Source organism: Chryseobacterium oleae (genome assembly GCF_900115055.1).
GTDB classification, from domain to species: Bacteria; Bacteroidota; Bacteroidia; order Flavobacteriales; family Weeksellaceae; genus Chryseobacterium; species Chryseobacterium oleae.
In genome coordinates this window covers 1-14,441 of the sequence record NZ_FOVD01000011.1, presented here as the reverse complement: position 1 = coordinate 14,441, position 14,441 = coordinate 1, and the positions used below count along the sequence as shown (strand labels likewise).

Genomic DNA, 14,441 nt, shown 5'->3' with positions numbered 1-14,441 from the left:
TTTAAAATTTGAATGTAACATTTACTCCTATATCTCTTGTCGTTGGCATAGATCCAATTGACCACCCATAAGAATTGATTCCTCCACCAATCATAGCTTCAGGATCAGCATATGGTAGATTTTTGTGAATAATCCATAAGTTTCTACCTACAATAGAAATTTTCGCATCATAGATTTTTGTTCCTGCCAATAAAGATTTAGGAAGCATATACCCAATACTAGCCTCTCTTAATTTGATAAATGATCCATCATAAACAAATTCTTTTGCCGGCTGAGTCTCATATCCGTAATTACTTCCTGTTGTAAATTGTGACAACGCAATATTGTTAGGAGAACCATCTGGCAAAACTCCTGGAAGTATAACATCTTTATCTCTATAGTCTCCGATAGCAGTTTCTTTGTAAAGTCCTGTATCCATACCGTAATACATATCTGTAGAGAAGATATCCCCACCTTTACGCATATCAATTAAGAAACTTAACGAGAAGCCTTTATAACTAAAGCTATTTCTTATACCCCCAATCCAGTCAGGAGTTGTATTACCAATAATTTGGTTTGCCTTAATTTGGTAAATACCTGTTGTAGGGTCAATAACTCTTTGTCCATTCAAATAAACATAGTCTCCACCAATTAGTGTACCCCATGCTTCACCAACTCTTGCATTCAGAGAAACTCCACCCTGGAAGCTATTCAATAAAAGATTGGTAATTCCCGGGTATAAACTCATAACCTCGTTTTTATTTTTAGACCAGTTGGCATCAATATTCCATGTAAAATCTTTTGATTTTATAGGAACCAAGCCTAACTGCACTTCAAATCCGGTATTATCTATTCTTCCTGCATTGATCACTTTACCAGTATATCCTGTTCCAGATGATACAGGAAGCGTAATGATCTGATCAATAGTTTTTGTTTTATAGTAAGCAAAATCAACTGTAATTCTATCTTTTAAGAAATGAGCTTCCGTACCTACCTCAAATTCTTTAGATCTTTGAGGTTTTAAGTTAGGATCAGCTTGATTAAGGATTGAATTATATATACCTACACCTGATAAGATACCTGCAGATCTGTAATTGTTAGTTAACATGTAAGGATCTGCCGTTCCCCCTACTTCAGCATAATTTGCTCTTAATTTCCAGAAATTCATCCAACTTTTAGTATCCAAAATTTCTGACATAATGATAGAGGTCGTTACTGAAGGATAGTTATATACATTATTACCAGCTGGTAATGTTGAACTTTGGTCTACTCTCCAGGTCCCATCTATATAGAATTTTTTAAAGAAATCAAACGAAGCCGTTATGTATCCTGAATTTGTTTGTGTCGTAAATTCATTTTCATCCGATGCCAAAGGTGATTTTTTAGAATTTGACAAAGCATAAATTCCGGGAACTACCAATCCTCCTTCTGTAGAACCGAAAACAGAATTAAAATAATTTCGTCTTATGTTTCCTCCTAAAACTCCTGAAACGTTGATATCATCGGTAATGTCAAATTTATAATTGGCCATTAAATCATAATTTGTCTCCGTTCTTAATACATCACGTCTTGCATACCCGGAAGAGACATCATTTCCTGACTGACCAAAAGCCTGGGCTATAGACCCTACTGCTAATCTGTTTTCAGCAAAAAGATTAGATCTGTCATAAGAAACTTTCCCTGTAACAGAAATATTATCCAGTAGATCGTAGGTTACCTGTGCATAGGAAAAATTTCTGTTTCTTCTATCAGTTGTATAGTTCTGATAAGCCTGGAAGTAAGGGTTATTCCAGTATGCCGGTGCACCATTACCCGCAGATTTTCTGTTCCATGTAACATTCCCATAATTATTGGCAGCACTAGCAAGAGCAGGGTTAACGTTAGTAAAATAAGCTCTTTCCAGCTCAGCCATATCCACGTTAGTTTGCCACCACTGTCTGAAATTACTCATTGTGTTGTCATTATAACCTGTTACGCTACGTCCTTTTGTATCCTGTAAAGTCATTGTAGAATAGAAAGAAGTATGTAATTTAGGAGTCAGATCATAATTAACTTTTAAGGAGAAAGTATTCTTATTGATATGAGAATTAGGCATAAGACCATCCATCATCATATTATCATAGGTAAAACTGATATTTTTTCCTTTTTCTCCTTTTTCTAAAGTTACAGTATTATTATAAGTTGTTGGGTTATTAAAAAATGTAACAGGTCCATTCTTAGCAGCTACCCAAGGTGTTGCCTTACCATAATTGGGAGATGTCGGATCAAAAGAATCCCATTGGTATACTAATAAATTTGGATCAAATTTCGGTCCCCATGATGCATCTGCTCCAAAATTTGCATTATTCAGCCCACCTGGTCCTTGCGTTCCAAATTTTTGAGAATACCCTGCTCCATATCTTGTCTGATACTCTGGAAAGGTTGATTTATCAACAAAACCTACATTTATTGAGGATGATAAAGTAACTCCCCAAGATCCGTCATCTTTTCCTTTTCCATTTTTAGTTGTGATAACAATAACCCCATTCAGCCCTCTTTCCCCATATAAGGCAGATGCTGCCGCCCCTTTCAGAACGTTGATTGATTCGATGTCTTCCTGATTGATATCAGACAGAGCATTTCCATAATCTACATTTTTTTCCTGGGTATACGTATTATTTACCGGTGATCCATCAATAACGATTAATGGATTTCCTCCTCCCAGTGATTTCACACCTCTAATAAGTAAGTTTGCTGAACCACCAAAATTGTTATTCGTTGTAACATTAAGACCAGCTACCTTACCTGATAATTGAGCTCCGATATTTCCGGTATTTGTTGTTCCATCAGAAAGAGCACTTGCCTTAATTTCCTGAGAAGCATATCCCAAAGATTTCTTCTCTCTTTTAATTCCGAGTGCAGTTACTACTACCCCCTCAATTTCTTTTGTTTTGATGGTATCATTCTTTTGCTGGGCGTGAACAACAGCAATAGATGACGACAATACCAAAACAAGCAGACTAGCTGTTAGTTTCTTCATATCAAATTTTAATTTTGTGACTGTACAAATTTGTAAAACTTTCTTAAAATCACAAAGCAAAATCGTAAAAAAATATAAAATATTCAATATTTTTTAATAAATACATTTAAAAATATATTAAAAACTGTTAAAAAGAATGATTTTAACAAAACAACCATATTTTAATAATATTTTTTTTTTGAAAACAATAACCTTTTTTCAATTGGTTTTATCTATATAGTAAATTAAAAAAATAACGAGTAATGTGTTGATTTTAAAATATTTAAGATATAAAAAACAAAAAACAAGTATTTATCGATAAAACAAAAACAATGCAATGCATACTATTTTTGTTCTTTTTTCATTCTTCTTGCTTCTCAAAATACAAAAACATAACGCGAAAGAATAATGATTTGATGAGTACATCAAGGAACCAAAAACTGAATGGTAACTTATGTTGATAATAGAGAATACAAAAACAAAAAAAGTCTGGTGTAGTACCAGACTTTTTTCAAACAATGTAGTTATTTTAATGCTTAGTGTACCATTCGCTATTGGTCCCACCATACTTTCGAAGTGTTCTTATCTTCTTTAGGTAACAAGCTTTCAACACCTTTCAGATAATTGGAGTTATTAAAATTAACTTCCTCAAGCGGATACCTCATTCTTCGCGGAATTACGCCCCCATTCACAGCACTGGGTGCAGGGAGCAATGCAGGATATCCGGTTCTTCTGAATTCTGCCCAGGAATCATAACCATTCATAAATAAAGCAATCCATTTTTCTTCACCTATTACTCTTCCTGCTCCTGCTGTTGCAATATCTGCAACCCTGGCTGTGGCATAAGCTAAAGCATTGGGGGATATTTTATTTCCACCGAAGGGATTGCTACCGGCAGAATAGGAATTAGTATTTAACACATAATGACTATCCAATGTATTATAATTTAAGATAATTCCCTGAGTGAGCATAGTAGCAACAACTTCGGCAGTCCACCCCTTCGACGCAGCTTCCGCTCTGTTTAAATAGGTATATCCTGCCGTCATCAGATTTATCGCTGAACTATTGCTTCGGAATTTCAAGTTTACCGTAGATGTTCCGGATGTACTGTAGCCAGCTGCTGCCAGATCGGTAGAATTATATCCGTAAGGCAATCCTACTGCGCTCATTGTACCGCTACTTGCATATAATGTTAATCGCGTATCAGCAGTATGATTGGATGTTCTATTAAAAATATTGCCAGATCCTTTTAAAGATTCTACCAATTCCCTGGAAATCCTGTAATCTGCAGCTCTAAAGTCAGAGAAGGGATTGGGATACGAATTTGAGGGTGAAATAGTGAACCAGGCTTCATCATCTAGCAACTCTATTACTCCGGCAGAATTGGAAAGAGCAGCTTTAAATTCTGTGGCTGCATATCCGGTAGTAGAAGGAAATTTTTTAGACAACTGTAATGTAGCCTGAAGAAGTATTGAATTGGCTAGCTTTTTCCATTTATTTAAATTTCCATAGTATAGGATATCCCCGGTAGGGGCTGTTGATGTAGTATTCAACATATCCCTTCCGCTTTTCAGATCAGCTATAATTGCTTCATATACAGCTTGCTGCTTGTCATATTTAGGCAGATATAGATCGGATGTTGCTTTTGTTGCTTCAGAAAAAGGAGCATCACCATATGCATCTGTCACTCTTTTCATAATAATTGCTCTGAAAATTTTTGACACGCCAATCATATTTTCGGCACTTCCTTCTTTTAAAATTTCTGGCGACGGGTTGCTGGAATAAGCCGAAATAATTGCATTCAAATTATTAATTTGATTCGCATAAAATCTGCCCCATGCGCCGGGTGTATCCCCATAAGTTTGTTCAGTAGTATAAACTACCTGAGACTGATATTGGGAATATAGAATTGGCATCATTTGATAAACGTTGCTTCTCTCTCCTGCATTCTGTCCAAAGTTCATGATGGCTCCTGATAATAAGGCCTTATACGTAGCCGTGTAAATACCGTACTGATCTTTATTAAAATCATCCGAATAATTTTCATTATTACAGGAGACGACGGCCCCTAACATCCATGAAGAAAGAAATAATTTACTTAATGTATTTAAATATTGTTTTTTCATTTTTTTTGTTTTAAAAATTAATCTTTACGTTAACCCCGAAACCCCTGGTAGAAGGCAATTGCCCATCTTCCCCATAATTTTGTGAAAGTTCTGACGGATCAAACCTATGCTTATTATCTTTTGAAACAGCAATCAACCAGGGATTTCTGGCCGTTACCCCTATAGACATATTTGAGATCCCTGTGTTGGTAAAAATAGATTTTGGAAGCTGGTAATTCAATGCTACTTCTCTTAACTTGATGTAGCTGGCTGAGTGGATGAATGGTTCTGCGATTCTGTTGGCATGGAATTGTGTAAAGTAATCATGAGCCTCCACATACCGGTCAACAGCATTACCATTAACATCTACCCCCACAACGCGAACACCTCCTCCGTCTTTTACGGCATCTCTTACATTATATCCTCTATCATTCATAGCAGCTGTTTCTTCCAGTAAACCTCCTGAGTTCCCCCACTGTTCTGATAATGAGAAAAACTTACCTCCTTTCTGAAAATCAATGGTAAAACTTAAGCTAAGACCTTTATAGGAGAAAGTATTGTAAAAGCCTCCCGTAAATTCAGGCAGAATACTTCCAAACGCTTTATTGGGTTCAAACTCATAAAGACCCTTAGCATTCATTACTGCATTCCCTGAAGCATCTCTTTTAATAGCTGTTCCATACAGTTGCCCCCATTCCATTCCTTCTTTTTGAAGTATCGAAACATAGCTAAATGCATTGGCATCACCATACTGAATAGATTCAAGATTTTCATTCACCTGAAGTATGGTCGATCTATTTTTTGCCCAGTTAACTGATGTAGTCCACGTAAATCCATTTTCAGATTTGAAAACATCTCCACTTAGAGCCAGCTCTATCCCTTTCCTTTTAGAGCTTGCAGAGTTAATCAAAATATCAAGAGCTCCACTGGATGAAGGAAGGGTAACAGGGATAGGTTCGTCTTTTCTAATTTCATCATAGTAGGTTGCTCCTAATGATAATCTGTTTTTTAAGAATTTCAGATCTACTCCAATTTCTTTGTTTTCATTAATAGCCGGTTTCAAACTTTTACTAATGATTCTGGTTGGGTACCATGCTGTCTGATACAGATTATTACCAACCGATAGCGCCTGTCTTCCGTTTCTGAATTCAGGATTGGTAGATGTTGCAGATAAATCGGCAGGAATCTGTGCAATCCCAGCCCTGACTTTTAGGTATGTGAGGATATCATTTTTTGCCCATAAATTATGCAACAGTAAACTCATCCCTAATGAGTAACTCACAAATGAATTGTCACTATTAAGATAAGCAGAATTAATATCATTTCTTACAGAACCCTCAACAAAGTAGGTATCCTTATATCCCACTGATGCAGATGCATACAAAGATTTGTACTGCTGTCTGTAATCATAAGGATCTGCAATGATGGGAATATTTGTATTTTTAAAATCATATACATCAGGAGTCAGCAGGTACTGTGTAGTACCCGTAACATCCATCAGTTGTGAGTTTCCTTCCCAGTTTCTATTGGTTATATTTCCACCTCCGATAAGTAAAATATCAAAATCACTTATTTTTTTCTGATAGCTCAAACGTCCTTCATACTGATCTTCGGTGTATTGTGAATCTCTCACGCCAAAACCATTAAGTAAATTTAAATATCCTCCAGGCGTAGAAGATCCTGTTCCTGAACCATTTTTGGATAATGAATTAGGCATAAAATATCGGTTGACCGACGTATTCTGTGTTCTGGAAAAAGATACCCTTGCAGTAAGATCATCCGTTATTTTATAGGAAGGAGCTACTGATAGCAGAAGTGAATTACGATCTGTGTAGTTTCTAAATTTTTTCATCCACGTGTACGGATTGATCCAGAATGCAGGCTTAGCAGTAAAACCGCTTGTTGAGTAGTCATCTGGCCCCACCAATTCCAATTGGCGTGATATCCCTCCGGTGTCAAAAGATCTTGTAATTCTTTTAATTTTTTCATATCCAAATTCCTACCAAACCACTGATTAAATGAACCAGATGTTTGATTGGAATACCCATCGTCAAAGTCTCCATTTACTCTACCATCAGAAAAGTTAACAGCAGCATCTATGTTAAACCTCTCACTAAACTTGTAGTTTCCGTTAAGATTAAAATAGTTTCGCTTTAAGGAAGTATTGGGTGTGATACCATTTTGGTTAAGATTCGTAAAGGATAATCGTGCAGTAAAAAAATCAGATCCCCCGGATACTGAGACCGAGTTTTTGAAAGTCATTGCTTTATCGTAAAAATCGCGTACATTATTGGGATGAGCTTCATATTTGGCTGTTTTCCCAAAATGCGGACTGTCTTTCCACCAGGCATACCAGGGAATATAGTCTTTCCCATCAATCCTTGGTCCAGGACTCATCAGCATAGTTATTGTCTCCCGCCAAATATCTTTTCCCATCAAATACAGCCCATTCTGCCGGCATGGTGCCAGGATTAAAGACAAAAGTCTTGAATGACGCATCTCCACCATATCCCTGCCCGTACAGATTCTGATACTTCATTGTTCTGGCAACTACATCTACTGTAGCGGTAGAGTTTAATTCAACATTAAGTCTACTCTTGCTCCCCTTTTTTGTCGTCATAATGATCACGCCATATTGAGCACGTACTCCATATAAAGAAGTTGCATTAGGTCCCTTTAGTACATTAATGGATTCTATAATATCCATGTCTATGGTATTGGGATCTATGATAACTCCATCCAGAACATAAATAGGATCCGCATCATTCAAAAGGCTGACCGCTCCTCTGAGTCTTAACTTCCCAGTCTCTCCGAGTTTAGAACCGGCTTGCCCATTCAATTGAACTCCTGCAACTTTTCCAACGATGGAATTTTTAACATCAACATTCTGCGTCAGGTTTAAGTCTTTTGCTTTTACGGTTTGATTAGCATAAGAAAGAGATTTTTCATCTCTTTTAATCCCTAAAGCAGTCACAACAATTACTTCAATTTCCTTGGTATTTGCAGTATCAATTTTGCTTTTTTTCTGCGCATTGACAACCGTTGTAGCCGAAGTCAATACCACAATAAGAATACTTGCTTTGATTTTCTTCATATCAAATAAATTTTGTCAACAAATTTTGAAAAATTTTATCAATAACACAAAGAAATACAAAAATAAACAACAAGTGTGAATCAATTAATTCAAAACACAGAAATATATTCAATAACAATAGCCTGTCAATTGTTTTTTAATAAAAAAAAATAGTAATGAGTTGATTTTTTTCATGAGCATAATTAACTTGGCAAAAACTTATAAAAACAATCACAATAAATCTATTATCATTCATTTTTAGGAAAATAAATCTAAAATAATCTATATTAATAAATGTTATACTTTTTATTCGCTGAATATCTTTACAAAAAACTATAAAACAAAAAAAACCGCCCGAAGGCGGTTTATAAAATATATTAAAGAATGCTTTTTAGTTTCTAGCCCAAAAAGGAGTATATTGATTTTTACTAAATACATCTGTATTAGAAATTGCCGGAACATTAACCGCATTAGCGATATATTCAGATAATGGATAAATCAATCTATTTGGTTTTGGATTTGAAGCAATAGTTGCAGACAATGTTACAGGGTAACCTGTTTTTGTATAATCAAAATAAGACTGCTCAGGGTTTACACCTGTTAAAGCGATCCATTTTTGAGTCATAATAGCCTCCATTTTGTTTGCGTCAGTACCAGCCCAACCTAAACCATTTTTGGTTGAAATAGCCGTTAGGTAAGCAGGCAAGTTTGCAGTAGATCCGAAAAGTGTAAATGAAGCTGTAATAGCTGCTGTAAAATTACCCTGAGCATTAGAGAACAAAGCCGGGTATCTTAAAGCTGCTTCAGCCTGTAAGAATTTAGATTCTGCCACAGACATGATATATCCGCCTCTTGAAGAAACCATTGCTAACAATTCAGGGTTAGATGTTGGAGTAGAAGTACCACCGATCGTGATTCCATAATTAAATCTGGAAAGTGTTCCTCCTGTCGGTACCCCTGCTTCACCAGGCAAGTTTCCTTGTCTGATACCTACAACTTTACCTCCTACCAGGTTAAACATTCTAGCTCTTCTTCCATCAACAATCCCAGTGAATTTCTGATAAACCGGACGTGCATCACCTTCAGAGTTTCCATTCATAACAATCTGAACATTTTCAGAAGCTACGTTATAAGAATAATTCTGAGGTCTTGACATTGCTGTTGTAAGAACGAAGTAGTTTGTAAAAGGATTCTGTTGTGAATCATTTGCTGCACTATATCCAGGGTTTTCCACTACATTTTCATTGATAAATGTAGCGCCTGATAAAGCAGCTAACTTCTGATCTCTGAAAGTAGCCAAGTCTCCACTTGGAATATTAGACATTCTTAACAAATATCTTAATTTAAGAGTGTTGGCAAAAGCTTTCCATTTCTCCATCTCGCCTTTAAAAACGATATCTGCAGCTCCTGGTTTGTCACCAGCGTGAGTATCAATTAATGCGATAGCATCTTCTATATCAGTGATAGAAGCTTTGTAGATATTTTCTCCTTTATCATATTTAGGAGTAAGGTTATTTTGCTGTTGAAAAGCTTCAGAATAAGGCATATCACCATATAAATCCGTTAAGATCTGGATATAATTTGCCTTCATGATCTTAGCAATAGCTTTGTACTGAACATATTTCCCTTCAGGGTCATTATATTTAATAATCTGTTCAAAATTGGCAGCCCCTAAGAAAAGTCCATCCCAAATACCTGTATAAAAAGTATTGGATACATTAGGTTTATAATCATCTATATAAGGAGCTCCAAAAGAAAGTGAATTTCCAGCAAGAGTATTCATCACAACGCTACTGAATGCCATTAAAGATCTTCCTTGCGCTGAATAACATTTTGTAATACCAACCGGCAATAACTCATTAGGAGTCACCCATTCAATAGCAGGCTGATTAGGATTATCATTAATATCAAGATATCTCTCGCAAGATATGGTTGATAAAAGTAATCCAACCGTTAAAATCCCTGTCTTTATTTTAAAATTTTTCATATTTTCTTAAACTTTTAAAACGTTGCTTTTAAATTAATACCAAACGATCTTTGAGAAGGATACTGCCCTGTGTAAGCGATACCTGCACCATTTCCGCTTGAACCAGATGTTTCTGGATCTGAATAGTTTCTGTTTTCTTTAGCGTAGATAAAGAATGGATTTCTAGCATATAATCCAACAGTAAAGCTATTAACAAAAGTACTAGACAACACTGATTTAGGGATATCATATGTTAATGAAATCTCTCTTACTTTAAATGCTGTAGCATCCAATACCATTGGCTCTCCTAAACGCTGTAAAGAAGTAGATGACCAATAAGCAGCAGCAGCAGAATAATTTGCAGCTCCATTAACCGGAGTTGTATTCGCAACATAAGCTCCATTCACCAATTGTACTGAATTCGGTACTACATAACCGTTTTCTCTATCAAAGTTGGTATCATCTGTAAGACCTGAGAATGTTAAAGTACTTTTTGCCATAGATGCAAACTTACCTCCTTTTCTGAAGTCCATAGTTCCAGATAATGTGAAGCTCTTATACTTGAATGATGTATTGAATGTTAAAGTATAATCAGGAGTTATTCTACCCATACTGGTCATCGTAGTATTCTGCAATGGAACACCATCTGCACCTACTATAATTCTTCCCTGATCATCTCTCTTAAATGTCGTTGCTTTAAGCGTCTGTAAATCTGAACCCTTCACAGCAAAAACACCGATACCTACAGTAGCAGAAGGTACAAAAAGAGCAACCTCATCTACACCACCTGGTAAATCAACAACTTTAGTTCTTGATTGAGCATATGATGCTCTGAAATTCCATGTAAAATCCTGTGTCTTGATCGGAGTTACCCCTAAATCAATTTCTACCCCTTTCATTCTTGCTTTACCAAAGTTAGATCTTAAAGAAGCAAGACCTGAAGCATTTGAAGCACCTACATTGGTAATTAGGTTATCCGTATCAGTTTGATAAATTGACCCTTCTAATGTAATTCTATCGTTAAGGAATCCTAACTGTACATTTAAGTCAGTAGTCGTCATAAACTCCGGCTGAACACTTCTAAAAGTCTGAGCAGTGTTAATACCGTACCCAGGTAAGTTAGGGAAAGGATATCCTGATGGTGCAATACCTACGTTGGTAGTAGCATAAACAGGAACCGCAGAAGTATTACCTACTCTTGTGTAACTTGGTGCAATTTTCATATAACTTAATACACCTCCTTTCAATCCTTCAAAAGCTTTTGTAGGAATGAATGAAACCCCGAATGAATAGTACGGATAAGTTTTATTGTGGTTTTGCCCATTAAAGTTAGTAGACAATACAGAACTTTCTTCAAGTCTGAATGTAGAGTTTAAGAATAAATAATCCTTAAATGCTAAATCTAAGTTCGCAAATGCAGCAATGATTCTTGATCTGTAAGTTCCATTATCAAAACCAAGTCCGTCTACAGCGTTTCCACCTACAGAGTCACCTGGTAAAATTGGATTATTTACGTTTCTGATGTCATACCATCCTGCATAGTTAAGACCAGTTCCCCCCATTGCACGAGCAGTCTGATAATTATCCTGGATGTTATTACCAATGTTTAATTTCAAATTAAGATCATTGGTAAGATCATAATTAAAGTTCAACATCAAATCACCATAATAGTTTCTGGTGCTGATTGTTCGGTTCATATAGTAAGAATCGAAGTTAGAATTCGCGTTATAATCTTGTAATGTTCCACCATCTAAAATTGTTCCCGAATTTTCATATACTCTTGTAGAAACAAAACCATTATTGTGACTGTCCTGTCTTGAATTCGTGATACTAAGATTACCGGTATAGCTTAAGTTGATGTGCTTATTGAAATCATACTGTAAAGCTAAAATACCAGAAAGATAATCCCTGTTGGTATCAATTCTGTTGTTCTCTATCTGATAATATGGATTCGTTGTATAAGCAGATAAGAATCCGTCTACTCCTGTATTTCTATACTTTCTGATATCATTCATTGTAGGCATCTGAAGTATATCACTATACAATCCTGCACTAGTCTGATTAGTGATTCTGCTGATATAGTTAAGGGTTCCGTCGATTCTTAATTTATCTAATTTCTTTCCAGCCTTTAGTAAGAAACTGTTTTGTTTTAGCTGATCTCCTTCTACAACAAAGTTATTTTCTAATCTGTTGATTGATAAAGTTGCATATGAATCTGAACCACCTGCAGTAACTGTTAATCCGTTCTGCATAATCACACCATTTTTAAAGAATTTAGAAAAATGATTCTTTACCGGCGCATATTTTTCCATGACAAAAGATCCGTCCGCCTGAGGAAGACCTGAAGGTACCATTTGCCCTCCGATGCCTGGTGCATCATAAGCAGGTCCCCAAGATGTATTCTCCCATGGAACATATGTTGTACCATTATAATCTACATCACCTCCATTAAATACCTGAGAATCCGGATATCCTTTACCGTATCTCGTCTGTACTTTTGGAAACATAAATGCTTGTGACATTTCAATAGAAGATGAAAGTGTAAATTGTATTTTTTCAGATTTACTTCCTCTTTTTGTTGTTACAATAATTACACCGTTAACCCCCTGTTGACCATACAAAGCAGCACCCTGTGAACCTTTGATAACGTTCACGCTTTCTATTACTTCAGGCGCTAATTGTGATAAAACAGCAGCTGTAGAAATCACGTTATCAATAACAACCAATGCCTGGTTATCACCGGAAATAGATTTATTTCCTCTGATTACGATTCTGCTACTAGCACTTACACTGTTATCAGTCTGTATAATCTGTAGACCGGAAACTTTACCTGTTAACGCCTGCACAGCACTTGGTGAAGACGCTTGGTTCAGTTCTTTGGCTCCTACTACTTGTTGAGCATTGGTAATCGCATCGGCTTTCTTTTTGATCCCCAATGCTCCTGTAACAACGATCTCTCCAATATTCTGAGTTTTAATTGTATCACTATCTTTTCTTTGTTGTGCATTTGCAACTAGAAAAGACGAAGATAATACTACAAACAAAACACTTGTTGTTAATTTCTTCATATTTAAATTGATTATTTTTTTTTTATGATTGCAAATATGTGAAACTTTCTTAAAATCACCAAATATTTCGTTAAAAATATTTAATTTAACAAACAACATAACATCAAGAAACACAATACTTAAATATATATCAACAAAAAACCCATATTATTTAAAAACATTCAAAACAACGCAATTAAAAACAATACAGCCATTGCGTCAAATGGAAGCAATATATTCACAAAAACACAAGGATAAATAAAAAAAACACACATTACCGCAAAATGCAATTTTTACTACTTTTACAAGTCATTAATGACAGGACATAAATAATTATATGGATTTATTGCAAAAGTGGACAGACCTTTATATTGAGGCAGGATGTGACGAAGTGGGCAGAGGATGCCTTAGCGGACCTGTAGTGGCCGCAGCAGTTATTCTGGATGAGAGTTTCCAGCAAAATCTTGTCAACGACTCAAAGAAGTTAACATTCAAAACGAGGATGGAACTGGATAGCTATATTAAGGACAATGTAAAACACTACGCCATTGCTGAGCTGCCTCCGGAATTTATAGACGAACACAATATTCTTAATGCAAGCATACATGCTATGCATCGTGCCCTGGATCAATTGACCATAAGACCCGAACTGATTTTAGTAGATGGAAATAAATTTCATCCCTATAATTTTATTCCTCACCAATGCATCATAAAAGGCGACTCAAAAGTTCTCTCTATTGCAGCAGCTTCCATTCTTGCCAAAAATTATCGAGATAAGCTAATGATCGAACTCCACGAAGAGCATCCGGAATATAGCTGGAATACCAACTTCGGGTATGCGACTAAAGCACATCAGCAAGCCCTTATAAAATACGGCCCTACAAAACATCACAGACAATCCTTCAGACTAAAATATGATTAATCAGAAAGTATCCACCGATAACTGCTCAACATAAAAAAAGAGAAGCAAAATTTGCTTCTCTTTTTTTATAAATTATTTGTCTAGTCCTGAAATAGCGATACAAAAAAAAGAATCGTTATGGAAAAACAATTAAAATCGCTTTATATAAAGCGCACTCAGAAAGATTACAGTTTAAGTTTAAAGCTTCAAATTGTAAAAGAAGTCGAATCGGGAGAGTCCACCATCAGTCATTGCCGCCAAAAATATGGGATACAATCCATGCAACTGTTTTGAATTGGCTCAGAAAATATGGTAACTTTGATTGGGATTATCAAAGACCACATACCATGCAAAAAACACCTGAACAACGTA

Annotated in this window: 8 protein-coding genes; 1 reads left to right on the top strand and 7 read right to left on the bottom strand. The window is 35.8% G+C overall.

Going from position 1 to position 14,441, the window contains the following annotated elements:
- Position 1 precedes the first annotated feature (1 nt).
- From BM143_RS22800 to BM143_RS22770, 7 genes are all read right to left on the bottom strand, one after another.
- Positions 2-2,998, bottom strand: a complete 2,997-nt coding sequence (locus tag BM143_RS22800; RefSeq protein WP_090027580.1) for a SusC/RagA family TonB-linked outer membrane protein — start codon at positions 2,996-2,998, stop codon at positions 2-4.
- Between the two features lie 530 nt (positions 2,999-3,528).
- Positions 3,529-5,103 carry a SusD/RagB family nutrient-binding outer membrane lipoprotein gene (locus BM143_RS22795; protein WP_090027579.1) on the bottom strand — a complete coding sequence of 525 codons (1,575 nt, stop codon included), beginning with the start codon at positions 5,101-5,103 and terminating at the stop codon, positions 3,529-3,531.
- A gap of 10 nt (positions 5,104-5,113) precedes the next feature.
- The gene (locus BM143_RS22790; protein WP_090027577.1) at positions 5,114-6,934 is read right to left on the bottom strand and encodes a TonB-dependent receptor; all 1,821 of its coding nucleotides are present in this window, start codon (positions 6,932-6,934) and stop codon (positions 5,114-5,116) included.
- Positions 6,931-7,479 (bottom strand): hypothetical protein, encoded by a 549-nt coding sequence (locus BM143_RS22785; protein WP_090027576.1) that lies wholly within the window; start codon positions 7,477-7,479, stop codon positions 6,931-6,933. Before BM143_RS22785 ends, BM143_RS22790 begins: the two co-directional genes overlap by 4 nt.
- Positions 7,457-8,176 (bottom strand): TonB-dependent receptor plug domain-containing protein, encoded by a 720-nt coding sequence (locus BM143_RS22780; RefSeq protein ID WP_090027574.1) that lies wholly within the window; start codon positions 8,174-8,176, stop codon positions 7,457-7,459. Before BM143_RS22780 ends, BM143_RS22785 begins: the two co-directional genes overlap by 23 nt.
- A 370-nt stretch (positions 8,177-8,546) precedes the next feature.
- The gene (locus BM143_RS22775; RefSeq protein ID WP_090027573.1) at positions 8,547-10,142 is read right to left on the bottom strand and encodes a SusD/RagB family nutrient-binding outer membrane lipoprotein; all 1,596 of its coding nucleotides are present in this window, start codon (positions 10,140-10,142) and stop codon (positions 8,547-8,549) included.
- 14 nt (positions 10,143-10,156) lie between these two features.
- On the bottom strand, positions 10,157-13,189 hold the full coding sequence (locus BM143_RS22770) for a SusC/RagA family TonB-linked outer membrane protein (protein ID WP_090027704.1): 3,033 nt from the start codon (positions 13,187-13,189) through the stop codon (positions 10,157-10,159).
- A gap of 316 nt (positions 13,190-13,505) precedes the next feature.
- On the opposite strand from BM143_RS22770, the gene BM143_RS22765 reads away from it, so the two are divergent.
- Positions 13,506-14,090, top strand: coding sequence for a ribonuclease HII (locus tag BM143_RS22765; RefSeq protein WP_090027571.1), 585 nt, complete (start codon positions 13,506-13,508; stop codon positions 14,088-14,090).
- Positions 14,091-14,441: the final 351 nt, after the last annotated feature.